This is a genomic window from Streptomyces sp. NPDC002911, from assembly GCF_053591835.1.
This window is the reverse complement of record NZ_JBSFUO010000012.1, coordinates 132222-153974: the sequence shown is the minus strand read 5'-3', so window position 1 is coordinate 153974 and position 21753 is coordinate 132222. Positions and strand designations below refer to the sequence as shown.

The following is a 21753-nucleotide window of genomic DNA, read 5'->3' as shown; positions in this document are numbered from 1 at the left end:
CAGGAGCTTTCTCTTGGCCATGCAGCTGAATTCCGAGACGACCAAACACATCTTCGTCACCGGGGGTGTCGCCTCGTCCCTCGGTAAGGGCCTGACCGCCTCCAGCCTGGGTGCCCTGCTCAAGGCCCGTGGTCTGCGGGTCACGATGCAGAAGCTGGACCCGTACCTGAACGTTGATCCGGGCACGATGAATCCCTTCCAGCACGGTGAGGTGTTCGTCACCAACGACGGCGCCGAGACCGACCTGGACATCGGCCACTACGAGCGCTTCCTCGACGTAGACCTCGACGGGTCCGCGAACGTCACCACCGGTCAGGTCTACAGCGCGGTGATCGCCAAGGAGCGGCGCGGTGAGTACCTCGGTGACACCGTCCAGGTCATCCCGCACATCACCAACGAGATCAAGCACCGCATCCGCCGCATGGCGACCGACGACATCGACGTCGTCATCACCGAGGTCGGTGGCACGGTCGGCGACATCGAGTCGCTGCCCTTCCTGGAGACCGTCCGCCAAGTCCGCCACGAAGTCGGCAGGGACAACGTCTTCGTCGTGCACATCTCGCTGCTGCCCTACATCGGCCCGTCCGGTGAACTGAAGACGAAGCCGACCCAGCACTCCGTCGCGGCGCTCCGCAACATCGGTATCCAGCCCGACGCCATCGTGCTGCGCGCCGACCGCGAGGTCCCGGCGGCCATCAAGCGCAAGGTCTCGCTGATGTGCGACGTCGACGAGGCCGCCGTGGTCGCCGCCATCGACGCCAAGTCGATCTACGACATCCCTAAGGTCCTGCACACCGAGGGCCTGGACGCGTACGTCGTACGCAAGCTGGACCTGCCCTTCCGTGACGTGGAGTGGACGCAGTGGGACGACCTGCTCGACCGCGTCCACAACCCGGCCCACGAGGTCACGGTCGCCCTGGTCGGCAAGTACACCGACCTGCCCGACGCCTATCTCTCGGTCACCGAGGCCATCCGGGCCGGCGGCTTCGCGAACAAGGCGCGGGTCAAGGTCAAGTGGGTCACCTCGGACGACTGCAGGACGCCGGCCGGCGCCAAGGAACAGCTCGTCGACGTGGACGCGGTCCTGGTCCCCGGCGGCTTCGGCGACCGCGGCGTGAACGGCAAGATCGGCGCCATCCAGTACGCCCGCGAGAACAAGGTGCCGCTACTCGGTATCTGCCTCGGCCTCCAGTGCATCGTCATCGAGGCCGCGCGGAACCTCGCCGGTATCCCCGACGCCAACTCCACCGAGTTGGACGCCGCCACCGTCCACCCGGTCATCTCGACCATGGAGGAGCAGCTGGCGTACGTCGAGGGCGCGGGCGACCTGGGCGGCACCATGCGGCTGGGCCTGTATCCGGCCAAGCTCGCCGAGGGCTCCATCGTCCGCGAGGCGTACGACGACCAGCCGTACGTCGAGGAGCGTCACCGCCACCGCTACGAGGTCAACAACGGCTACCGCGCCGAGCTGGAGAAGAACGCCGGCCTGGTCTTCTCCGGCACCTCGCCCGACAACAAGCTCGTCGAGTACGTCGAGTACCCGCGCGACGTCCACCCTTACCTGGTCGCCACCCAGTCCCACCCGGAGCTCCGCTCGCGGCCGACCCGCCCGCATCCGCTCTTCGTAGGGCTGGTCAAGGCCGCCGTCGAGCGCGTCAACAGCGTATCCGGGCGATAGGAACCGTTCTCGAAACCAGGGAACGGCGGGGTGACCTTACTGATGTGCGGGCATTCAGCTCGGCGCCGCGCTGACCTCGGTTGTTGCCCTTGGCGCGGCCGGCAGTGCGTTCGAGCGTGATCACGGAAACCCGCCATCGCGCGCGGTCCGTCCAGGACGGCCTCCTCGCCGTACGTGCGCCGTCCTCTCCGATCCGATGGACACGATCGTCTCCCTCGTCGTGCCCTGGCCGGACGGCGTCCGAGCAGCGGAACCCGTAGTGGACGGCTCATATATCGTCTGCCGTTATCGGACACTGCTGGGCGTGCCGCCGAGGAGAGAACCATGAGCAGGCCATCGACCCCCGCCGGGCCTCGACACGAGTTGCAGCGGCGGCTCGGCGTGTCCGACGCCGTGGTGATCGGTCTGGGATCGATGCTCGGCGCGGGGATCTTCGTGGCCCTGGCCCCGGCCGCGCACGCCGCCGGCTCCGGGCTGCTGCTCGGCCTTGCGGTCGCCGCGGTGGTGGCGTACTGCAACGCGACCTCCTCCGCCCGGCTGGCCGCCCGCTACCCGGCCTCGGGCGGCACATACGTCTACGGGCGCGAGCGGCTCGGCGATTTCTGGGGCTATGTGGCGGGCTGGGGGTTCGTGGTCGGCAAGACCGCATCCTGCGCGGCCATGGCGCTCACGGTCGGCTCGTACGTCTGGCCCGGGCAGGCGCACGTGGTGGCGGTGGCCGCCGTGGTGGCGTTGACCGCGGTCAACTACACCGGGGTGCAGAAGTCGGCTCGGCTGACCCGGGCCGCCGTCGCCGTGGTCCTGGCCGTTCTCACCGCAGTGGTGGTCGCCGTCTTCACCTCCGGGGGGGCGGACCCCGCGCGGCTGGACATCGGTTCGGACGCCACTCTCGGCGGCGTACTGCAAGCGGCGGGCCTGTTGTTCTTCGCGTTCGCCGGATATGCGCGCATCGCCACTCTGGGCGAGGAGGTCCGCGATCCCGCGCGCACCATCCCCCGAGCCGTCCCGATCGCGCTGGGCATCACTCTGGTCGTCTACGCCCTCGTCGCCGTTTCCGTCCTCCTGCTGCTGGGTCCCGAACGGCTGGCGGACGCCACCGCACCGTTGGCGGAGGCCGTGCGGGCAGCCGGTTCCGGCTGGCTGTCGCCGGTCGTGCGCGTCGGGGCCGCCGTCGCGGCGCTCGGCTCGCTGCTGGCGCTGATCCTCGGCGTTTCCCGCACGACGCTGGCGATGGCCCGGGACCGGCACCTGCCGCACGTCCTGGCTGCCGTTCACCCCCGCTACAAGGTGCCGCACCGGGCCGAGCTGGTGGTCGGTGTCGTGGTGGCGGTCCTCGCCGCGACGGTTGACGTGCGCGGGGCGATCGGCTTCTCCTCCTTCGGCGTACTCGCCTACTACGCCATTGCCCATGCCTCCGCATGGACGCTCACCCCGGCCGAGGGGCGCCCCAACCGCCTCGTCCCCGCCATCGGGCTGACCGGCTGTCTGGTCCTGGCCTTCGCCCTGCCGTCCTCCGCGGTCACCTCCGGGGCCGCGGTGCTGGCCGTCGGCGCCGCCGTCTACGGCATCCGTCGCGCCGTCGCCGACCGCGCGACGTGACCGCCAGGGGGCGCGGCGCCGAACGACGCGGCCGGACGGCCTGCGGTGCCGGCGCCGAAGATTTCGCACCATTCCCCGAGCGCTCTGCGGTCCTCGGTGAGCGCCCCCTCCACCGCGCTTTCGCCGCCTATACCGGTATCGGTGCCGTCCGTGCAGCGGCCGGCACCGGAGGGCCGAACGGTCCGTCACCGGTCTCGTCATCGTCGCCGTCAAGGAAGGCCGTGAAGCCTGGCGGGGCAAGGGTGCCGCGTGACCCCAGCGGCGGTGGTGCCTTCGGTCGGCACCTCGGCGAGCGACGCGTGCGGCTACCGTCCCGGCTGTGACTGCAGCGCCTGCCCCGTCCACAGAACCCGTCGTAGACCGCCGTCAGGACTGAATCGTGGTCCCGTTCGATTCCAGGCGGGCACCCAAGGCCGCGGCGAACTCCTCGGCTCGGGCCAGCTGCACACGCAGCTTTTCCACCTGCTCGGCAGCGGCCTGCTCGTAGACGCGTACGCGTGCCACCAGGGCCTCTCGCTCGCCGGCGTCGACCGTGTCTCCGGCGTCGAGACGATCGGTGGCGTCCAACAGGTCGCGCATCTGTTCCAGGGTGAAGCCGAGAGGCTTCATGCGGCGGATGACCATGAGCCGGGCGACGTCGGTCTCAGTGTAGAGGCGGAACCCACCTTGGGAGCGTGCCGAGGGGATGACCAGGCCTGTCTCCTCGTAGTGGCGGATGGTGCGCAGGGACACTCCGGTCCGCGCGGCGACTTCGCCGATCTGCATGTGCTTGTCGTCCACGCCCGTGGTCCTGGCCCTTCTCGTCGCGGTGGGCCGCGTTCCGGACCCACCGAACTCCACCCTAACGTTAGGGTAGAGTATGTGGATGGTGAGGGCGGCCCGACTGCCCCGCCGGTGCCGTTCCGGGGCCGATGGCGCCCCCGGCGAAGATCCGATCCTTGCAGGAGAACGAGCGTGCGCGAGCCCATGACGCCGATCGCCGCCGCCAGCCCGCCGTGAACCTTCGTCCCCGGACCTGAGCCGCCCGGCGGTGTGCCCGCGCCAGGCCCTTGTGTCCTCTCTCTCGACTTCAGGCCCGCCACGCGGGTCGTCCGCCAGGTGCCGGCCCGGTCCCTGTGCGCTCTTCCGCACGCCCTGGTCTGCCGGCGGGCTGTGCCCGAGTACGACAGGTTTCAGCTTCCTTGTCTTCTTCCGTAGTGACTCCCGCTGCGCGGCTGCGCGGACTGCGCCCGGACTGGCTGAGCAACCCGAAGGTCTGGCGCACCGAGATTTTGGCCGGCCTGGTCGTCGGCCTGGCCCTGATCCCCGAGGCCATCTCGTTCTCGATCATCGCCGGGGTCGACCCGGCGGTCGGTCTGTTCGCCTCGTTCACCATGGCCGTGGTCATCTCGGTCGTCGGCGGACGGCGGGCGATGATCTCCGCCGCCACCGGCGCCGTCGCCCTCGTCATCGCCCCGCTGAACCGTGAGTACGGCCTGGGGTACCTGATCGCCGCCGTCATTCTGGCCGGGATCATGCAGATCGCCCTCGGCGCGCTCGGGGTGGCGAAACTGATGCGGTTCGTCCCGCGCTCGGTGATGGTCGGCTTCGTCAACGCGCTGGCGATCCTGGTCTTCATGGCCCAGGTGCCCGAGATGTACGACGTGCCCTGGGCCGTGTACCCGCTCATCATCGGCGGGCTCGCGTTGATGGTGTTCTTCCCGAAGGTCACCAAGGTGATCCCGGCCCCGCTGGTCTCCATCGTCATCCTCACCGTGATCACGGTCGCGGCCGGCATCGCCGTGCCGACCGTGGGCGACAAGGGTGAACTGCCCTCCTCCCTCCCGGGGCCCGGCCTGCCGGATGTGCCGTTCACGATGGACACGCTGACCACCGTCGCCCCGTACGCGCTCGCGATGGCGCTGGTCGGTCTGATGGAGTCACTCATGACCGCGAAGCTGGTCGACGACATCACCGACACCCACTCCTCCAAGACCCGCGAGTCGATCGGCCAGGGCATCGCCAACATCGTCACCGGCTTCTTCGGCGGGATGGGCGGCTGCGCAATGATCGGCCAGACGATGATCAACGTGAAGGTCTCCGGTGCCCGTACCCGGCTGTCCACCTTCCTCGCCGGAGTCTTCCTGATGGTGCTGTGCATCGTCTTCGGCCCGGTCGTCTCCGACATCCCGATGGCAGCCCTGGTGGCCGTGATGGTGATGGTGTCGTTCGCGACGTTCGACTGGCACTCCATCGCGCCGAAGACCCTCAAGCGGATGCCCGCCGGTGAGATCGCAGTCATGGTCATCACCGTGGTCGTGGTGGTCGCCACCGACAACCTCGCCATCGGCGTCGTCGTCGGCTCGGTCACCGCGATGGTGATCTTCGCCAAGCGTGTCGCCCACCTCGCTCGCGTCACCGTCGTCGTCGACCCCGACGGCACCAGCGTCGTGTACTCCGTGACCGGCGAACTGTTCTTCGCCTCCTCCAACGATCTCGTCGGCCGGTTCAACTACGCCGACGACCCGGACAAGGTCGTCATCGACCTGTCTGGCGCCCACATCTGGGACGCTTCCTCCGTGGCCGCCCTCGACGCCATCGAGACCAAGTACGCCCAGCGCGGCAAGACCTTGGAGATCATCGGGCTGAACCAGCGGAGCGCCCAGATCCACGAGAGGCTCAGCGGCGAACTCACAGGCAGCCACTGAACCGAATCCGCGAAACCCTGGAAACCCCTTACGGCGGCCGCGCCTTGGTCGTTCAGGCCGGGTGTCCGCCATCGGGGAGGCCTCCTCCTCGCGGTATCGGCGGCAGACCGGAGTCCGCGTCCTCGCAGGAACTGAGCGTCGTCCGATCGATCACGGCGGCCTGCGGCAGCGCTGCTCGGGCCGGCAGCCGATGACTGCCGCTTGCAGAGTCCGGCACCGGTGCCCCATAGGGTGACTCCATGTCTGTCACGCTGAGTTCCACCAAAACCCGCGCCGCCCTTCGCGTTTCGGCGCGGGTATCGGGCGAATTGCTCCTGGTCCTTGTCATGACCGCAGTGGCGGTGTGGGTGCTGGGGCGCATGTGGCCGGTGGTCTGGCCGCTCATAGTCGGCTTGTTGCTCACCACTCTGACCTGGCCGGTGACGCGCTTCCTGCGCCGACGCGGGTTGCCGCCGGCGCTCGCGGCCTCGGTGGTGACGGTGCTCTTCCTCCTGGTCGCAGGAGGAGTCGTGGCGCTGATCGCGGTGCCGGTCGCCTCCCAGTCCGGAGAGCTGACCGACGGTGTGGTCGAAGGCATCCAACAAGTGCGTGAGTGGGCCTCCGGGCCGCCGCTCAACATCGGTGACGACCAGATCACCAGCGCGTTCGACTCGGCGACCGCCCGCATCCAGGACAGTATCGGCAGCATGGTGACGACGGTTGTCACCGGTGTGAGCACGGTGGTCAACGGTGTGGTCACCGCCGTCCTGGCGGTCTTCCTGATGTTCTTCATGCTCAAGGACGGCCCCAAGTTCCTGCCGTGGCTCGCACGTCAGCTGCCCGGACGGTTCGCCACCGATGTTCCGGCTGTGGCTTCGCGCGGTTGGGAGACCCTGGGCGGGTTCGTGCGTTCCCAGGCTTATGTCGGCTTCCTCGATGCCGTCCTCATCGGCCTCGGCCTGTGGATCGTGGGCGTGCCGCTGGTGCTCCCTCTGGCGGTGCTGACCTTCGTGTCCGCGTTCGTACCGATCGTGGGCGCCCTGTTCGCCGGCTTCGTGGCGGTGCTCATCGCCCTCGTGTCGAACGGACCGACCGACGCGCTGATCGTCCTGGCGATCATCGTCGCGGTGCAGCAGCTCGAGGGCAACGTGTTCCAGCCCATGATCCAGAGCCGCGGGCTCGGACTGCATGCCGCGGTGATCCTGCTGGCGGTGACGTTGGGCGGCAGCCTGGCGGGCATCGTGGGCAGCCTCCTCGCCGTGCCTGCCGCCGCTCTGATCGCGGTGGTCTGGAACTATCTGCGGGAGCAACTCAGCGAGTCGCAGCAGGAGCCGGAAACCCTCCCCGCGCCGAGTGGCGCCGGCCCCGCGTCGTAACGCCTCCTTGCTCGTTCCGGTGGTGGAAGGGGCCGGCGTCGGCCGCCGGCCCAGGAGTCAGAGGCGGCCGCCAGGTGGCACCGTGAACGTGGCGGGGCCGGCCGGCAGGTCCACCGTGTACTGACGCAGGTAGGTGTCCAGATACGGCGAGCGGGCGCCTCCGGTGGCGATGTCGTCGGACGGGTCGTCCAGGGCCAGTGAGAGCCGAGCCTTTTTGACCTCGATCGTTTCGCCGGAAGGCGTGTCGCGCCACGAGCCCGTCTGGATGGACCCGATCTCCACGGCCAGGACGTGCCCGGCCGCCAGGGTCCAGTCGGTCGCCTTGAGATCGACGGTCAGTCTGCCCGTGGTCAGCAGCGAGACCTGCTCGTCGAACATGACGGCGGTACCGTCCGGGGCGATGTCGTACAGCTTGAGCATGACGTTCCCCTCTCCCTCGGCGGTCAGGGAGATCTGCGGTGTCCCGGTTACCCGCACGGACTCCTTGAGCGCTCTGGACCACACGAAGAAGCTCGATGTGACCGCCCCGGTCTTCTGGAGGAGGGCTTGTCCCTCGGCCAGGCCCTTCGGCGCTGCCAGGTCGGTCGCGGGGGCGTTCTCCAAGTCCCATTCACCGGAGGGCCTCACGGGTTCTCGAAGCACCGGCAGACCCGACGTGGTCAGGGCGGCGAGTGTGGACAGGCCGCCGTCGTCCACGTATGCCCCGCCGCCGAGAGGGAGAACGACGGGACGGTCCACGACCGGCCACGCCTTCTGGGCCCGCCACTTGCCGGTGGAGTCCTCGACGGAGTAGGCCGGGTAGCGGGCCGCCGGCCTGACGCCCTTGAGGTACTGGTCGTAGAAGGAGAGGGTTTCGTCGTACCAGCCTTCACGCCCCATCGACAGGCGTCCGTCGCTGGTGCGGTCCCCGCCGCGTACGTGTTCCCACTGGCCGACCCAGCCGCGCTCCGGGCCCCTGTGGTTGTCCAGGTACTCCTGCATCTCCTCGGGCTTGGTGTTGTTCTCGATGAAGCCCTGGGTCACGAAGAGCGGGGTGTCGGTGCCCTTGGCCGCCTTCGCGAGGTCGCGGGAGGTCCAGAACCCGTCGTCCTGGTCGGTGATCCGGTACCCTGCCGCGTTCTGCGTCAGGCACTCCGGGTGGCTCTCCTCGTAACGGGAGTTGGCCAGGTAGCGCGGGTCGTCGTCCGGCAGTTGGTCCAGCGTGGCGATGGAGTTGTAGGCATTGGCGGTGCCGGTGACGTTCGGACGGGGCACGCCGTTCGAGTAGATGTACTGGTACATGTCCCAGACGGGCTCCTGGGCGACGACGGCCTTGAGCGCGCGCCCGCCGAGGTTGTTGCCGATGAGGCCCGTCAGGGCGTCGTAGGACTTGCCGTACAGGCCCACCGAGCCAGTGGACCAGGGCTGTTTCGAGGCCCAGTCGATGGCCGCCTTCACGTCCGCCTGCTCGCCGGGGCCGCCCCAGTCGAGGCAGCCGGTCGAGCCGCCGAAGCCACGCAGATCCACCATGACGAAGGCGTAGCCTTGCTCGAACAGGTCGGTGCCCTCGATGAAGTCCTGAAAGCGGGCGGAGGGGCCGGTGTGCGTCCAGCCCTCTGCGCCCGACTGTCCGGAGTGCCCGAAGTACGGGCCGACCGACAGGATGACGGGCACCTTCGCCTTCTTCGGCAGCCCCTCGGGCAACAGCACGTCGGCGTGCAGTTCGGTGCCGGAGCGGTCCGATGACGGGAAGTAGTGCTGCGTCCAGAGGGAGCCCTCCGGGACGCGGTCGTTCTCCTCGTGGGCGACAGGGGTGGTCGCGGTGGCGACCGATCCGGGGCGGTCCTGCGCCGCAGCGGGCCCGGAGGCGGCAGCGGGGCCGGCCAGGACACCGGTCGCCGCGAGGGTGGTGACGAGTGCTGAGACGGCCCATCTGGCCGTGCGACGTGCTCTCACATGCTTCTCCCGGCTGGGTCGATACGGGGTTTCGCAGTGTGCAGGCCGAGCAGCGGCCCCCGCCCGCCGTGAGGGGCGCGACGGTGGTCGCGCGCATCCGCGGAGCTGGATCACAGTCGCGGACGCGGACGCGAACTGGAGCCGACGGCGAAGGAGTCTATGATCACTCCGCGCAGGCTTCAACAGGCAGGTGTGTCACACGTGTTACTGATGTGCGCGGCGAACCGGGCCTTCCGCACGTGCTACTGCGACGGCGGCGAGCGGGGCGGCCCCGGCCTGTCGACCGGAGCCCGCCCCGCCGGTGCGTCAGCGCCGCGTGCGGACCAGCAGGTACACGAAGTACGGCGCACCGATGACGGCCGTCGTCAGACCGGCGCCGAGCTGGGCCGGGGCGATCACCGTGCGCCCCGCCAGATCCGCGAGGCAGACCAGGACGGCCCCGAGCAGGAGGGCGACCGGGACCACCCGCACATGACGCCGGCCGACCAGGGCGCGTGCCGCGTGAGGGGCGACCAGTCCGACGAAGCCGATCGTGCCCGCGGCAGCCACGGCGGTGGCGCTGAGCAGGACGGCCACCACGAGGAAGCCGAGACGTGCCCGGGGGAGACCGAGGCCGAGGAGCCTCGGGGTGTCCTCGTCGAGTGCGACGAGGTCCAGTTCCCGTCGGCAGACCACCGCCACCACGGTGCCGACGGCGAGCGCGAGGGCCACGGGCAGCGAATCGGGCATGGTGCGCCCGTACGTCGACCCGGACAGCCAGGTGAGGGCCTTCGTCGTGTCGAAGGGGTCGCTGAGCACGATGACCAGGCTGATCAGCGCCGCCGCGGCGGAGGACACCCCCATCCCGAGAAGGACCAGCCGGTTCTGCCGGAAACCGCCCCGGGCGGCCAGCCCGAAGACGATCGCCGCCGTGACGGCCGCCCCGCCGAACGCCGCTGCCGCGACCTCCCACGACCCGGCGGACTGCGCGGTGGTGACCAGCAGGACGGCGCCGAGACCGGCGCCCCCGGAGACTCCCAGGACACCCGGTTCCGCGAGCGGGTTGCGGGTCACGGCCTGCACCAGGGTGCCGGACAGGGCGAGCGCGGCACCCGCGAGGAGCGCCGCGGACACCCGGGGCACCCGGGTGTCGAGGACGAACGTGACGACCCGGCCGGCCCTGCCGTGCGCCCAGTTCACGACGTCACCGAGCAGGAGCTTCGCGTCGCCGAGGAGTACCGCCGCGCACAGCAGGCCCAGGAGGACGAGGGCCAGCGTGACCACGGTGACGAGGAATGCCGTCCGTCCAGGAATCCTCAGTCGGTCCGGCGCGTCCGCTGAGGCCGTGTCACGGGTGCGGAGCGCCATCACGACGAGGAACACCCCACCGACGACGGTCGTGACGACACCGGTCGGCACCTCCACGGCGGTGTCGGCGGGCACTACCGCACGCAGCAGCACATCCGAGCCGAGAACGAGCGCGGCTCCCACGAGTCCTGACACGGGCAGGCTCACCCGCGAGCGGACGAGCCCCCGGAACCGACGGGCCAGAGGCCGGACGAGCGCGGGCGCACAGAGGCCGACGAAACCGATCGGTCCGGCGACCGTGACGGCCGCCGCTGAGAGCAGGGTGGCGAGCACGACGGCGGTGATACGGGTCCCACGGACGGGTACGCCCAGCCCCCGGGCGGCGTCGTCACCCAGGGCCAGGGCATCGACCCGCCGGGCGACGAGCAGCAGCCCGGCGAGGCCGACGGCGATGACCGGGGCCATCTGGCGGACGCCGTCGAATCCGTTCTGTCCTACGCTTCCCTGGTTCCACTGGTAGAGGCCCTCGGTCTGTTGGGGGAACAGCAGAAGCAGTGCCCCGGTCACCGCGTTGAGTCCGAGCATGAGGGCGCTGCCGGCGAGGACCAGTCGGACACTGCCCTTGCCGAGCCCGGACACCCCGAGCACGAGCGCCGCGGCGGCGAGGCCGCCGACGAAGGCCGCGCCGGACGAGGCGAGGAGCGGGAGGGTGGTGCCGGTGACGGCGAGTACGCCGAGCGCCAGGTAGGAGCCGGCGTTGACGGCGAGGGTGTCCGGTGAGGCGAGCACGTTCCGGCTGACCGCCTGGAGCGCGGCGCCGGCCATGCCGAGGGCCAGCCCGACGAGAACGGCGGCGACCATTCTCGGCAGCCGGGACGCGATGACGACGGAGGAGTCCCCCGCCCCGGCGTTCCCGGTGAGCGCGTTCCAGACTTCCGACGCTCCGACGTCGGCGGTGCCCTGAGTGATGTCGACGGCGGCGAGGGCCGTGACCAGCAGCACGAGCGCGGCCGGCACGGCGACCGCGCCCGTCGTGGCCGCGGCGGTGCGGTCACGGCCGACCGCGGTCTTCTCGATGACGGCCACGGTGTGCTACTTCGTCAGCGCGTCGACGAGGGAGTCGGCGTACGCCTCCATCGAGCGGGGGCCGCCGAACATCCAGACGCCGTCGGGCAGCCGGTGCACGTTGCCGTCCTTCACGAAGGGCAACGACTTCCACACGGCGTTCTTCGCGAGGGGGCCGGTGAACGCGTCGCCGTCGACGTCGTTCGCGACGTACGAGAACTGGACGTCGCCGAGGCCGGTGAGCCCTTCGACGTCGGTGGTGGCGAGGCCGTAGCTCTTGTCACCTTGCACGGTCCAGGCGTTCTTCAGACCCAGCCGCTCGTTGACGGCGCCGAGGAGGGATCCGCCGGTGAAGGCGCGGATGGAGACCTGGTTCGATGCGACGTAGCCGTCGGCGGAGGCGATCTCGGCGCCGCCGAGACCGGCGTCCGCGAGAGCCTTCTTGCCTTCGGCGAGGCTTGCTTCGAACTCCTTCTTGACGGTGTCCGCCTGGGCCTCCTTGCCGGTGGCCTTCGCGATGAGGTCGAGGCCTCCCGTCATCGTGCCGATCTGGTCGGCGGCGTCGGCGGAACTGATCTCCAGAACGGGTGCCACCTTGCGGAGCTGCTTCACCACCGCCGGCGAGAGGTCGCTGGTGGCGACCACGAGATCGGGCGCGAGCGCCGCCACGGTGTCGATGCTCGGCTCGCCGCGGGTGCCGATGTCCTTGGGGGCGCCGGTGAGCGGAGCCGCGGTGTTCCACGCGGCGTAACCCTTCACGTCCGCGACGCCCACGGGGGCGACTCCGAGGGCGACCAGGTCCTCGACCACGTTCCACTCGGTGGCGACGACCTTCGTGGCGGGGCCGTCGAGGGTCACCTTCGTGCCCTTGGCGTCGGTGAGGGTGATCTTTCCGGCGGGCTTGCCCGAGGCCGCGGCATCGTCGGAGGAGGGCTCCGTGGTTCCGCAGGCGGCCAGGGAGAGAGCGGCGACGGCGACGGTGGCCGAGGCGAGGAAGTGGCGTCTCATGGGGAGGTGCTGATCCTTTCGGATCTGGAGTGGTGGCGGCCCATCGCGCGGGTGCGCAGCCGGCCGGTCGAAGGATCGGCGTCCACGTCGATACGAATGCCGTAGACGTCCGACAGAAGTTCCGAAGCGAACACGGCCTCGGGCGCACCGTCGGCGACGATGCGCCCCGCGTGCAGCAGGGCGACGCGGTCGGCGACGGCCGCGGCCTGGTCGAGATCGTGGAGGACGACACCCACGGCGATGCCGTGGTCGTCGGCGAGGTCGCGTATCAGGTCGAGGAGCTCGACCTGATAGCGGAGGTCGAGATAGGTGGTGGGCTCGTCCAGGAGCAGGACGCCTGTCTCCTGCGCGAGACAGCTCGCGAGCCACACGCGCTGGAGCTGCCCGCCGGAGAGTTGTTCGACGCCCCGCCCGGCCAGTTCCGCCACACCGGTGAGTCCGAGCGCCCGGTCCACCGCGGCGGTACCGCGAGGGTCGGGACGGCCCCAGCGGCCCCGGTAGGGGTAGCGGCCGAAGTCGACCACGTCCCGGACGGTGAGTCCGCCCGGCGTCGACCGGGACTGTGTCAGGAGCGCGACGCGACGCGCGAAGTCGCGGGCGTTGAGCGCGAAGCCGTCCGTGGCGTCGTCCGTTCCCATGTCGACCGTCAGCGAGCCGGTGCGCGCGGTCTGAAGCCGGGCGAGCGTGCGCAACAGCGTCGACTTGCCGCTGCCGTTGGGGCCCACGAGGGCGGTCACTTCGGCGGGCCGAAGGCTGATGGCCGCGTCGTGCACGACGTCGACCTGGCCGTACGCCACGGTCACCCCCGTGGCGGACAGCCCGTGGCCACGCGAGCGCGGCACAGCGGTGGCCACGGGGGTATCCACAGCAGGGGAAGTGCTTTCACCAGCTCTCATGGATATTAGGTTAGCCTGCCCTTATGGATGCATGGACGGGGGTCCTCCGCTATGAGGACTCACCCCGGATCCGGCAGAGCCGCCCCCGCGAGCCTGGCCGGGTCGGTCACGGCCAGGACGCCGGCGATCCGGCCGTCGACGAGGTTGGACGGGCGATGAGGGACAGCGGGAGGCCGCCCGTGCGCCACGACGCGATTCCCGGGGGCCGTTGACGAGCACCGCCCGCACCGAGCGGCTGCGCTTGCGGACGGCCGTGCACGCCGTGGTCATGTGGCGGGAGGCCCTCTCTCCACCGAGGAGGAGCGGGCAGCTGTGGCACTCGCGGAAGGAACACCCGGATCAAGGACGCTCGCCGGGTGTGACCGATATGATCCGCCCACCTCCGCCGCGCGCTCGACATCGAGCACGCGAGCCGGGCGGCGGTGCAGAAGGCTCCGGCGGAGAGCGTGGCCCCCTCGGGCAGCCGAATTCAAGCCCTCCTGAGGAGTGCGGACGGTGTCTCAGGGACGGCTGGTCAGATAGCCGCCCATGGCGGTGAAGTACTCCGTCGCGGGCAATTCCCGGCCGTCTTCGGTGCGCACCCGGGTGATGGCCAGGCCAGGGTTGCGACCGGTGCGGGCATCGGCTCCGGCGACGATCACCACGCCGTCGCCCTCACGGTAGAAGACGCGCCCGGGTGTTCCGCCGTAGCGGCCCTCGGACACCACGGCGGCGAGGACCTCGACGCGTTTGCCCCGGTGGTAGGTGAAGGCGCTGGGGTATGGCTCGGACTGTGCGCGGACCAGGCGTTCGAGGTCCTCCGCGGGCCAGGTCCAGTCCATGCGAATGTCCTCGACGGACCGTTTGTGGAAGAAGGTCGCCCGGGAGCGGTCCTGCCGGGTGAACTCCGTCTGCCCCGCCGCGATGAGACCGAGTGCGCCGATGGTGACCGGGCCGATGAGCTCGACGGTCCTGTGGAAGAGGTCGGTGGCGGTGTCGGTAGGGCCGACCGGGACGGCCTCCTGCCGGACGATGTCGCCGGCGTCGAGTTCATCGTCCATCATGTGCGCGGTGACGCTTACTTCGGACTCCCCGTTGATCAAGGCCCAGATCAGCGGGGAGAAACCGGCGTACTTCGGCAGCAGTGAGTCGTGGATGTTCAGCGTGCCGTGGCGGGGGAGGCTGAAGACGTGCGGGGGGATCCACGTGCGCCAGTTGTTGGCCACGATGATGTCCGGATCCGCCTCCTTGAGGCGGGTGAGCAGCTCGTCGTCGTCGGGCCGGTTGCGGATCAGTACGGGAACGCCCCGGGCTTCCGCGAGGTCGGCGACGGAGTCGCTCCAGACCTTCTCGTACGCGTGCTCGCTCTTGGGGTGCGTCACGACCAGTACCACGTCGTGCTCGGAGTCCAGGAGGGCTTGCAGGGTGCGGTGCCCCCAGGTCTGGTACCCGAACATGACGACCCGCATGGGTTCCCCCTTGACGCATGGACTGACCTGTTCTCAGTGAAGCGAGGCTTACCTTACTGCGCAACAGGGCCTAGCGGCGGCCTTGTTGCCGCATCTGGATGTCCGGTCGTCCTTGCTGTTCCCTATCGACAGCTGCAGGGTATGAGCTTAGGCTCACCTAAGCCATAACGAATGACTCCGTCGGCGCGCCCGAGTTCTGGCTCCCCGCGCCTTCAGGCGGCATCCCCGCATGATTGGGAGTGACATGTCACAGGTTCCGCCTGGCGACGCGCCACCGGTCCACGACCTCATCGGCATCGGCTTCGGACCGTCCAACGTGGCCATGGCGACAGCGCTCAGTGAGTACGCCGAAGGCCCCGGCGCGCAGAAGCCGGTCACGGCTCACTTCTTCGAACGACAGCCGTGCTTCGGCTGGCACCGCGGGATGCTGATCGACGAGCCCATGCCGGTGTCCTTGTACCGGCAGATGTGCCAGAAGAAGGTCCTCGGCACCGAGCGGCTGCGCTTCCTCGACGTGTCCCGGCTCGCCGCCGGTGAGGAGACCGTCCTGGACGCCGACGTCGTGGTGTTCGCGACGGGGTACAGCCCCGCCGATCCTGGACTCGCTGCTCGACCAGGGCGTCAAGTCCGCCTCGGACGAGGCCGGGCCGGTTCCGGAGAGGACAGGCGGTGCGGTCGGCCCGTGATACCGCAGGCACGCCACCCCCGAGGCGCAGGAGCCCAACCACCCACGCGTCAGCCGTAGATCAAGGGGATATCGTACGTCGACATGAGCACGACTGCAGTGGAGCGTCCCGCGCCCAGGGGCACGACGGAAGCACGGCGGAGACGGGGTCTGGGCCTGGGCGTGCTGGTGGCGGTTCTCGTGATCGGGTCAGTCGTGTCGCTGGCGGTCGGTGCGCGCGCGTTGAGCCCGGCGGAGGTGTGGCACGGGCTGTTCGCCGCGCCGGACAGCGATCAGCGTCTCACCGAGATCAGGCTCATCGTGCGGACGGTGCGAGTGCCCCGGACGGTGCTCGCGATCGTCGCGGGCGTCGCCCTGGGGATCGGCGGGGCCCTGATCCAGGGGTACACACGCAACCCGATCGCGGACACGGGGCTGCTGGGCGTGAACTCCGGCGCCTCGTTCGCCGTGGTGACCGTGATCGCTCTGTTCGGCTTCGCCGACCCGGTCCAGTACGTCTGGTTCGCCTTCCTGGGTGCGGCGGTCGCGGGTGTCGTCGTGTTCGGGCTGTCGAGTATCGGCCGGGGGGCCGGTAACCCGCTGACCCTCGCACTGGCCGGCCAGGGAGTCACGGTGTTCCTCGCGGCGATGACCACGGCGGTCGCACTGTCGGACCTGAAGTCGCTGAACGCGCTGCGGTTCTGGAACGCGGGGTCGGTCGCCGGTGTCGGTTTCGACGTCATCGGGCCGGTGACCGCGTTCGTCGCGGCCGGGGTGGTGCTGGCGCTGACTACGCTGCCCTCCCTCAACCTGCTCAATCTGGGGGACGACGTGGCGCGGGGACTGGGCGTGAACATCGCGCTGAGCCGGACCGTCGGCATCGTCGCCATCACCCTGCTCGCGGGGGCGGCGACGGCGGCATGCGGCCCCATCGCGTTCCTCGGGCTGATGGTGGCCCACGTGGCCCGGTACCTGACCGGGCCGGATTACCGCTGGCTCGTGCCGTACGCGGGTCTCCTCGGTGCCGCCGTCCTTCTGGTCTGCGACATCGTGGGGCGTGTGGTGGTGCGGCCGGGCGAGCTGGACGCGGGTGTCGTCGTCGCCCTGCTCGGTGCCCCGTTCTTCGCGGCTCTTGTATGGCGAGGAAAGTTCAGGAGCGCATGAACGGGACGACAGGGGTGAAGAGGCCGGTGGCGCCCGGCGTGCGCTTCGGCCAGGTGTCGTTCGTCTGGCGGCCCTGGATCATATGCGTGACGCTGCTGCTGGCGGCAGCCACCTTCCTGGTGTTCTGTCTGTCCATCGGGGTCGGGGACTTCCCCATCGGCCTGTCCCGTGTGATCGCCACGATTGTGGGCAGGGGCGAGCAGGTCGACGAGTTCGTGATCATGGATCTGCGGATGCCGCGTGCTCTGGCCGGGCTTCTCGTGGGAATCGCTCTGGGGGTGTCCGGGGCGATCACGCAGTCCATCGCCCGCAATCCGCTGGCCAGCCCGGACATTCTGGGGATCACCGGAGGCGCAAGTGCCGTCGCGGTCTTCCTGGTGACGGCGTCGGGCGGGACCGCCGCTGCGGTCGTCAGCACCGTGGGGCTTTCCGCGGCGGCGCTTGCGGGCGGCCTCGGCACGGGTCTGCTGGTGTACTTCCTCGCGTGGCGGCGCGGGATCGACGGCTTCCGGCTCATTTTGATCGGCATCTCGGTGACCGCCGTGATGGAGGCCGTCACCACTTGGCTCCTGACCACGGCCGACATCAGGGACGTGGCCAAGTCGCAGGCGTGGCTGGTCGGCTCCCTGGACAACAGGTCGTGGGACGAGGTACGCGTGGTGTTCTGGTGCACGCTCGTCCTCATGGCGGTCGTGGCCGGTGTCGCGTTCCAGTTCAAGCCCATGCATCTCGGCGACGAGGTCGCCGCGGGGCTCGGCGTCCGCTTCTCCAGGGTGCGTGCTGTCCTGTTGTTGTGTGCGGTACTCCTGGCTGCCGCGGCGGTGAGCGCGGCGGGCCCGGTTCCGTTCGTGGCGCTGGTGGCGCCGCAGGTCGCGATGCGCTTGGCCAGGTGCCCGACGCCGCCCCTGGTGGCCTCCGGCCTCGTGGGCGCGTTGCTGCTGATCGGCGCGGATCTGACCGCTCGCTCCGCGCTGCCGATCACTCTTCCGGTAGGCGTGGTCACCGCCGCGATCGGCGGCCCCTTCCTCGTGTACCTGCTGGTGCGGGCGAACCGCAGATAGATGACGAACAAGACCGTACGGAACGGGACAACGGGGGAACCTGTGGGCGCTCAACACATCAGGCGGACCGATGCAGCGGCCGAGGATGTCGCGCGGCTGGCAGCCAGGGGTATCACGGTCGGTTACGGCAGCCGGACCGTCATCGACGATCTCGACGTGGCGGTCCCGCCAGGACTGATCACCACGATCATCGGGCCCAACGGCTGCGGGAAGTCGACCCTGTTGCGCACGTTGTCGCGGCTACTGAAGCCGGCCGCGGGGGCGGTCGTGCTGGACGGTGAGGACATCGCCGGGCTCAGGACCAGGGACGTGGCGAAGAAGCTCGGTCTTCTGCCGCAGGCCCCGGTCGCACCGGAAGGGCTGACGGTGGCCGACCTGGTGGCCAGAGGGCGCCATCCGCACCAGAGCTGGCTTCGGCAGTGGTCCTCGGACGACGCCTCCGTCGTGGAGCGCGCGCTGGCCATGACCGGGGTGTCCGAGCTGGCCGGCCGTCCGGTCGACTCGCTGTCGGGCGGGCAGCGCCAGCGTGTCTGGATATCGATGACGCTGGCTCAGGGGACCGACCTGCTGCTGCTGGACGAGCCCACCACGTATCTGGACCTCGCCCACGCGATCGATGTGCTCGATCTGGTGGACGACCTGCACGAGTCGGGCCGCACCGTGGTCATGGTGCTGCACGACCTCAATCTGGCCACCCGATACAGCGACCACCTCGTCGTCATGCGCGCGGGGTCGATCCTGGCGCAGGGGCATCCACGCGACGTGATCACGGCCGAACTGCTGCACGAGGCGTTCGGGCTGCGGGCCGAGGTGATCGACGACCCGGTGGGTGACCGTCCGCTCATCGTGCCTGTCGGGCGTACTCATGTGCGGCGTAACTGATTTGCCGATAAAGGCAATAGCTAACATTAGGCTAGGCTAACCTCACTGCGTACGGACGGGGTCTGGCTGCCCTCCGACGGGGTTCAACGGACAGCGCGAAAGCAGGGGATTCCGGATGCTTTTCCACAGATCGACGTATCTGAAGCCACGGCGGCGGTTGGCGGCGACTCTCTCCGCCGTCGCCCTCGGCGCCGGCCTCCTCGCGGGTTGCGGGTCCGACTCGGCGGACGACACGGGCGACAAGGCCCCGGCCGCCGCCGGCGGCGGCGCGTTCCCGGTGACGGTGGAGCACGCGTTCGGTTCCACGGAGGTCTCCAAGGATCCCGAACGGGTCGTCTCCGTCGGCTACACCGACGACCAGGCCATCCTCGCGCTGGGCATCAAGCCGGTCGGCATGGTCGACCAGTACCCGAACCCGGCCGGAACGTCGCCCGACATCAACACCCAGTGGCCCTGGGTGAAGGACAAGTGGGGCGGCACCCGCCCCGAGGTCGTGATGAGCAACGGCGACTCGGGCCCCAACTACGAGAAGATCGCCTCCCTGCGGCCGGACCTGATCATCGCGGTCTACTCCGAGATCGACCAGGCCGCCTACGACAAGCTCTCGAAGATCGCCCCCACGGTGGGCCGCACCAAGGGCGAGAAGGAGCCGTTCAGCGCGCCGTGGCAGGACAACGCGGCCCACATCGCCAAGGCGCTCGGCAAGGAGGACGAGGGCGCCGCGCTGGTGAAGGGCGTACAGGACAAGCTCGACGCGGCCGCTGAGGCGCACCCGGAGTTCGCGGACCGGACGGCCGTCGCGCTCTCCTGGTACGAGAACTCGGTCGCACCGTTCACCACCACCGACGTACGCGGACGGCTGATCACGGGCATCGGCTTCAAGGGCGCGACGAAGATCGACGAGATCGCGGACGGCAAGTTCTACACCAAGCTGTCCCCCGAGCGCATCGACCTGGTCGACGTCGACCGCATCTTCGTGATCAACGACAAGGCGGATCAGGAAGCGCTGAAGAAATTCGAGCTCTTCGCCAACCTGTCCGCGGCCAAGGAGGGGAAGGTCTCCTACCTGCTGGACAGCGAGGGCCCGGCGGTCGGGGCGGCCATGTCCCAGGGCACCCTGCTCTCCCTGCCGTACGCGATCGACGAGCTCGTCAAGTCGGTCGACCAGTGAGGCCTGCCGACCGAGTCCGTCGCCGGCCGGACGCGGTTCCTGAGTGAGCAGCACCGACACACGCGTCGCCCCGGCCGTCCTGCGCACGGCGGCCGGAGGCGAGTCCACCCGATGGGTGGCAGCGCGCTGCCGCGAGGTCCCGTGGCTCACGGCCGCCACCGTGCTCACCACGGTGGCCGGAGCGGCGCTCCAGGTGCTGCCGGTGCTCCTGCTCGGCCGGGTGGTCGACGGTGTGGCCGAGGGAGACGGGCGCTCGGTTCTGGTCACGATCGGGGTCCTGATGGGAGCCGCCGCGCTGCTCGGCGCGGGGGCCACCGCGGTGTCGACGTATCTGATCGGGCGGCTGGGCGCGGATCTCCTCGCGCGGCTGCGGGAAGCCGCGGTCCGGGCGGTGCTGGGTATGCCGAGCTCGCGGATCGAGCAGGTCGGCCGGGGCGACGTGCTGTCCCGGGTCGGCGACGACGTTGCCGTGCTGTCCAGGGGTATCCGCACAGCCATCCCCACGGTGTTCTCGGCGGGCGTTCTCGTCGCCATCGCCACGGTCGGCATGTTCGGGCTGGACTGGCGGCTCGGCCTGGCGGGCGCGGGGGCACTGCCCGCGTACGGTCTCGCCCTGCGCTGGTATCTGCCCCGCTCCGCACCGCTCTACCAGCGGCAGCGGGCGGCCCAGGCCGACCGTGCGCAGGCTCTGATCAGTGGCCTGAACGGGATAGACACCGTCCGGGCGTACCGGCTCGAGGACGCCTTTCGCGAGAAGGTCACCGTCAGGTCATGGCGCGTGCGCGAGCTCGGCATCGACGTCTTCCGGATCTTCGGCCGGTTCGTCGGCAGGGAGAACCGTGCCGAGTTCATCGGGCTGGTCCTGATCCTCGTGGTGGGGTACGTCCTGCTGGAGGCCGACGCCGCGAGCCTCGGCGAGGTGGCGGCGGCCCCGCTCATGTTCCACCGGCTGTTCACCCCGCTGGGCGCCATCATGTTCACCTTCGACGAGGCGCAGAAGTCGGGTGCGAGCCTCACCCGGCTCGTCGGGGTGCTGGGGGAGGCCGCGGAGGACCGGCTGGTGGGCGACCCCACCGTGTCCCCGGCGGACACCGTGCCGTACCCGGTGACGGTGGAGGGACTGACCTTCAGCTATCCCGGGGCCGGGCAGCCCGTCCTGCGGGAGGTCAGCCTGACGATCCCGGCCGGTGGTTCGCTCGCCCTGGTGGGGGCGACAGGGGCGGGCAAGTCGACCCTGGCGGCGCTGATCGCCGGCATCGGGACTCCGCAGGCCGGGAGCGTACGCATCGGGCCGAACGACCTCGCAGTCCTGGACGAGGCGGGCGCGCGGGCCCTGGTGAGCATCCTGACGCAGGAGACGTACGTGTTCTCCGGGACGCTCGCCGACGACCTGCGGCTGGCCGCGCCGCAGTCGACCGATACCGAGCTGATGGACGCACTGCGCACCGTCGGCGCCGAGCACTGGGTCGACGCACTCCCCGACCGGCTGAACACCATGGTCGGCGAGGGCGGCGAGCGCCTGGACGTCACGAAGATCGCCCAGATCGCCCTGGCCCGCCTGGTGCTGAATAGGGCACCGGTGGTGGTGCTCGACGAGTCGACCGCCGAGGCCGGCAGTGAAGGCGCCGCCGAGCTGGAGAGGTCCGTACGGGCCGCCTGCGCGGGCCGGACCACGCTGTTCGTGGCGCACCGGCTGACCCAGGCGATGGCGGCGGACCGGATCGCCGTGCTCGACGCGGGACGCGTGGTGGAGCAGGGGACCCACGAGGAGCTGGTGGCTCTGGGCGGACAGTACGCGCGACTGTGGCTGGCCTGGCGCGAGGGCAGTTAGACATTCCCTGAGTTGAGGTGGA

At 69.9% G+C, this 21753-nt stretch carries 16 protein-coding genes and 1 pseudogene; 10 read left to right on the top strand and 7 right to left on the bottom strand.

Annotated elements, in window-relative coordinates; all coding sequences use genetic code 11:
- Window positions 1-19: 19 nt before the first annotated feature.
- Both ACWD04_RS20405 and ACWD04_RS20400 read left to right on the top strand, forming a co-directional pair.
- On the top strand, window positions 20-1678 hold the full coding sequence (locus tag ACWD04_RS20405) for a CTP synthase (RefSeq protein WP_451133801.1): 1659 nt from the start codon (window positions 20-22) through the stop codon (window positions 1676-1678).
- A 324-nt stretch (window positions 1679-2002) separates the two neighbouring features.
- Window positions 2003-3277: an APC family permease gene (locus ACWD04_RS20400; RefSeq protein WP_451133799.1), complete on the top strand. Its 1275-nt coding sequence runs from the start codon at window positions 2003-2005 to the stop codon at window positions 3275-3277.
- 366 nt (window positions 3278-3643) lie between these two features.
- Here the strand turns inward: ACWD04_RS20400 and ACWD04_RS20395 are convergent, their stop codons facing one another.
- A complete protein-coding gene (locus tag ACWD04_RS20395; RefSeq protein ID WP_451133797.1) occupies window positions 3644-4057 on the bottom strand; it encodes a MerR family transcriptional regulator in 414 nt (137 codons plus the stop codon).
- A 416-nt stretch (window positions 4058-4473) separates the two neighbouring features.
- On the opposite strand from ACWD04_RS20395, the gene ACWD04_RS20390 reads away from it, so the two are divergent.
- Together ACWD04_RS20390 and ACWD04_RS20385 are read left to right on the top strand one after the other, a co-directional pair.
- Window positions 4474-5964, top strand: a complete 1491-nt coding sequence (locus tag ACWD04_RS20390) for a SulP family inorganic anion transporter (protein ID WP_451133795.1) — start codon at window positions 4474-4476, stop codon at window positions 5962-5964.
- 239 nt (window positions 5965-6203) lie between these two features.
- Entirely contained in the window at window positions 6204-7319 is a 1116-nt protein-coding gene (locus ACWD04_RS20385) for an AI-2E family transporter (RefSeq protein WP_451133793.1), read from the top strand.
- 57 nt (window positions 7320-7376) lie between these two features.
- On the opposite strand, the gene ACWD04_RS20380 is transcribed toward ACWD04_RS20385, so the two are convergent.
- The 6 genes from ACWD04_RS20380 to ACWD04_RS20355 all read right to left on the bottom strand — a co-directional run bounded on the left by ACWD04_RS20380 (window position 7377) and on the right by ACWD04_RS20355 (window position 14958).
- Window positions 7377-9254, bottom strand: a complete 1878-nt coding sequence (locus tag ACWD04_RS20380) for a CocE/NonD family hydrolase (RefSeq protein ID WP_451133791.1) — start codon at window positions 9252-9254, stop codon at window positions 7377-7379.
- A gap of 306 nt (window positions 9255-9560) precedes the next feature.
- Entirely contained in the window at window positions 9561-11627 is a 2067-nt protein-coding gene (locus tag ACWD04_RS20375; RefSeq protein ID WP_451133789.1) for an iron ABC transporter permease, read from the bottom strand.
- Window positions 11628-11633: 6 nt separating this feature from the next.
- Window positions 11634-12614 (bottom strand): ABC transporter substrate-binding protein, encoded by a 981-nt coding sequence (locus tag ACWD04_RS20370; protein ID WP_451133787.1) that lies wholly within the window; start codon window positions 12612-12614, stop codon window positions 11634-11636.
- Window positions 12611-13510 carry an ABC transporter ATP-binding protein gene (locus ACWD04_RS20365; protein WP_451133786.1) on the bottom strand — a complete coding sequence of 300 codons (900 nt, stop codon included), beginning with the start codon at window positions 13508-13510 and terminating at the stop codon, window positions 12611-12613. Before ACWD04_RS20365 ends, ACWD04_RS20370 begins: the two co-directional genes overlap by 4 nt.
- Window positions 13511-13569: 59 nt before the next feature.
- A complete protein-coding gene (locus tag ACWD04_RS20360; RefSeq protein ID WP_451133784.1) occupies window positions 13570-13698 on the bottom strand; it encodes a hypothetical protein in 129 nt (42 codons plus the stop codon).
- A gap of 312 nt (window positions 13699-14010) precedes the next feature.
- Window positions 14011-14958 (bottom strand): methionyl-tRNA formyltransferase, encoded by a 948-nt coding sequence (locus ACWD04_RS20355; protein WP_451133782.1) that lies wholly within the window; start codon window positions 14956-14958, stop codon window positions 14011-14013.
- A 244-nt stretch (window positions 14959-15202) separates the two neighbouring features.
- On the opposite strand from ACWD04_RS20355, the pseudogene ACWD04_RS20350 reads away from it, so the two are divergent.
- The 6 genes and pseudogenes from ACWD04_RS20350 to ACWD04_RS20325 all read left to right on the top strand — a co-directional run.
- Window positions 15203-15427, top strand: a pseudogene (locus ACWD04_RS20350) (SidA/IucD/PvdA family monooxygenase); the annotation flags it as partial.
- 300 nt (window positions 15428-15727) lie between these two features.
- Entirely contained in the window at window positions 15728-16786 is a 1059-nt protein-coding gene (locus ACWD04_RS20345) for a FecCD family ABC transporter permease (RefSeq protein WP_451133780.1), read from the top strand.
- Window positions 16783-17847, top strand: a complete 1065-nt coding sequence (locus ACWD04_RS20340) for a FecCD family ABC transporter permease (protein ID WP_451133778.1) — start codon at window positions 16783-16785, stop codon at window positions 17845-17847. Before ACWD04_RS20345 ends, ACWD04_RS20340 begins: the two co-directional genes overlap by 4 nt.
- 42 nt (window positions 17848-17889) lie before the next feature.
- Window positions 17890-18729, top strand: a complete 840-nt coding sequence (locus ACWD04_RS20335) for an ABC transporter ATP-binding protein (protein ID WP_451133776.1) — start codon at window positions 17890-17892, stop codon at window positions 18727-18729.
- A gap of 115 nt (window positions 18730-18844) precedes the next feature.
- Complete coding sequence (locus tag ACWD04_RS20330) at window positions 18845-19900, top strand: iron-siderophore ABC transporter substrate-binding protein (protein WP_451133774.1); 1056 nt, start codon at window positions 18845-18847, stop codon at window positions 19898-19900.
- A 43-nt stretch (window positions 19901-19943) separates the two neighbouring features.
- Window positions 19944-21731, top strand: a complete 1788-nt coding sequence (locus ACWD04_RS20325; RefSeq protein ID WP_451133772.1) for an ABC transporter ATP-binding protein — start codon at window positions 19944-19946, stop codon at window positions 21729-21731.
- Window positions 21732-21753 lie beyond the last annotated feature (22 nt).

Coding starts and splice junctions, on each gene's coding strand:
- ACWD04_RS20385 (WP_451133793.1), top strand. CDS start 6,204: ATGTCTGTCACGCTGAGTTCCACCAAAACCCGCGCCGCCCTTCGCGTT.
- ACWD04_RS20340 (WP_451133778.1), top strand. CDS start 16,783: ATGAACGGGACGACAGGGGTGAAGAGGCCGGTGGCGCCCGGCGTGCGC.
- ACWD04_RS20365 (WP_451133786.1), bottom strand. CDS start 13,510: ATGAGAGCTGGTGAAAGCACTTCCCCTGCTGTGGATACCCCCGTGGCC.
- ACWD04_RS20400 (WP_451133799.1), top strand. CDS start 2,003: ATGAGCAGGCCATCGACCCCCGCCGGGCCTCGACACGAGTTGCAGCGG.
- ACWD04_RS20405 (WP_451133801.1), top strand. CDS start 20: ATGCAGCTGAATTCCGAGACGACCAAACACATCTTCGTCACCGGGGGT.
- ACWD04_RS20330 (WP_451133774.1), top strand. CDS start 18,845: ATGCTTTTCCACAGATCGACGTATCTGAAGCCACGGCGGCGGTTGGCG.
- ACWD04_RS20355 (WP_451133782.1), bottom strand. CDS start 14,958: ATGCGGGTCGTCATGTTCGGGTACCAGACCTGGGGGCACCGCACCCTG.
- ACWD04_RS20345 (WP_451133780.1), top strand. CDS start 15,728: ATGAGCACGACTGCAGTGGAGCGTCCCGCGCCCAGGGGCACGACGGAA.
- ACWD04_RS20370 (WP_451133787.1), bottom strand. CDS start 12,614: ATGAGACGCCACTTCCTCGCCTCGGCCACCGTCGCCGTCGCCGCTCTC.